At 41.8% G+C, this 2052-nt stretch carries 1 protein-coding gene; it reads left to right on the top strand.

Translation table 11 applies throughout. The annotated features are described in order from the left end of the window. Nucleotides 1-308 precede the first annotated feature (308 nt). Nucleotides 309-1967 (top strand): Rqc2 family fibronectin-binding protein, encoded by a 1659-nt coding sequence (locus HMPREF9425_RS08945; protein ID WP_003098402.1) that lies wholly within the window; start codon nt 309-311, stop codon nt 1965-1967. Nucleotides 1968-2052: the final 85 nt, after the last annotated feature.

The following is a 2052-nucleotide window of genomic DNA, read 5'->3' as shown; positions in this document are numbered from 1 at the left end:
GCATTTCTGCAGGCTTTATGCTATAATGGTTAAGCAACATTTACGTTTATAACGTATTCAAATTGTTTAAAAATATCTAATCAAGCTAATAAGCTCTCCAAATTTTTGAAATAACTTTTTCGGCGAGCAGAGCGAGCAATTAACCGAGACTTTACGCCGTGTTAAAAGCGCCTGAAACTAAAAGGTTTCAGGCGCTCGGAACTTTTACAAAGTTCCTTGACGTCCGCCAACACCTAAGGAAAGTCTCACAAAGTATTTTATTTTTAAAATAAAACAACCATTATCTCTAACAAGAAAGGAAGTACATCATGTCTTTTGACGGCTTTTTTCTTCATCATATGACAGCTGAGTTGCGTGAGCAGGTGCTCTACGGGCGTATCCAGAAGGTTAATCAGCCTTTTGAGCGTGAGTTGGTCCTGACCATTCGTAACAATCGTCAGAATTACAAGCTTCTGCTTTCGGCTCACCCTGTTTTTGGGCGTATTCAGACGACCAAGGCAGAGTTGCCAAATCCGCAAAATCCAAACACCTATACCATGATTATGCGTAAATACCTTCAGGGAGCAGTTATCGAGGATATTCAACAGCTTGAAAATGACCGTGTTCTTGAAATTTCAGTCTCTAACAAAAACGAAATCGGTGATAGCGTTAAGGTTACTCTGGTCATGGAAATCATGGGGAAACACTCCAACATTATCCTGATTGACAAAAACGAGAGCAAAATCATCGAGTCTATCAAGCACGTTGGTTTCTCACAAAATAGTTACCGTACTATTCTGCCTGGGTCTACCTATATCGCTCCTCCTAAGACAGACGCCAAGAATCCATTTGACATTGCAGACGAAAAGCTCTTTGAAATCCTACAAACCGAGGATTTGTCCTCTAGAAACCTTCAAAAACTTTTCCAAGGTTTGGGGCGCAACACGGCCAATGAATTATCAGCTTTACTTGATACTGATAAATTCAAGAATTTCCGTGCCTTCTTCAATCGTGAAATAGAGCCAAACTTAACGGCTAAGGCATTCTCAGCTGTAAGATTCTCAGATAGTCAGGACCAACCTGAGTTTGAAACCTTGTCAGCCCTATTGGACTACTACTATTTGGACAAGGCAGCGCGTGACCGTGTGACTCAACAGGCTAGTGATTTGATCCATCGTGTGCAAAATGAACTGGAAAAAAATAAGAAGAAACTTGTTAAACAAGAAAAAGAGCTTGCGGCGACTGAAAATGCCGAGGAGTTCCGTCAAAAAGGGGAACTGTTGACCACCTACCTCAGCATGGTGCCAAATGACAAGGATAGTGTCGAGCTAGACAACTACTACACTGGCGAAAAGATTACCATTCCTCTAAATGTGGCTCTAACACCTAACCAAAATGCTCAGCGTTACTTCAAGAAATACCAGAAGCTCAAGGAGGCTGTTAAGCACTTGACTGGTTTGATTGAGGAAACCAAGCAGACTATTGACTATTTGGAGAGTGTTGAGTTTAGTCTTTCTCAAGCCAACATGGATGAAATCGAGGATATTCGTGAAGAGCTTGTTCAGGCTGGCTTTATGAAACGTCGTTCAACTGACAAACGCCACAAACGCAAGAAACCTGAACAGTATCTAGCTTCTGATGGTAAGACCATTATCATGGTTGGTCGTAACAACCTACAAAATGAGGAGTTGACCTTCAAGATGGCTAAAAAGGGGGAGCTCTGGTTCCACGCCAAGGATATCCCAGGTAGTCACGTAGTTATCAAGGGCAATCTTAACCCAACTGACGAAGTCAAAACAGATGCGGCTGAATTGGCAGCCTACTACTCTAAGGCCCGTCTGTCAAACTTGGTTCAAGTCGATATGATTGATGTTAAGAAGCTCAACAAACCAACAGCAGGTAAGCCTGGATTTGTGACTTATACGGGACAAAAGACCCTACGCGTCACACCAACTGAAGAAAAAATTGACAGTATGCGGATGAAGTAAATCTAACCTTCCACCAACCATTATGTAATGCCTAGTGGTTGTAAATGCTAGTTTAACTGTAATAAAAAAGGAACTTAGTAGGTTC

Source organism: Streptococcus vestibularis ATCC 49124 (assembly GCF_000188295.1).
Classification (GTDB): Bacteria; Bacillota; Bacilli; order Lactobacillales; family Streptococcaceae; genus Streptococcus; species Streptococcus vestibularis.
The sequence above is the reverse complement of the archived record's forward strand: the minus strand, read 5'-3'. Positions and strand labels throughout refer to the sequence as shown.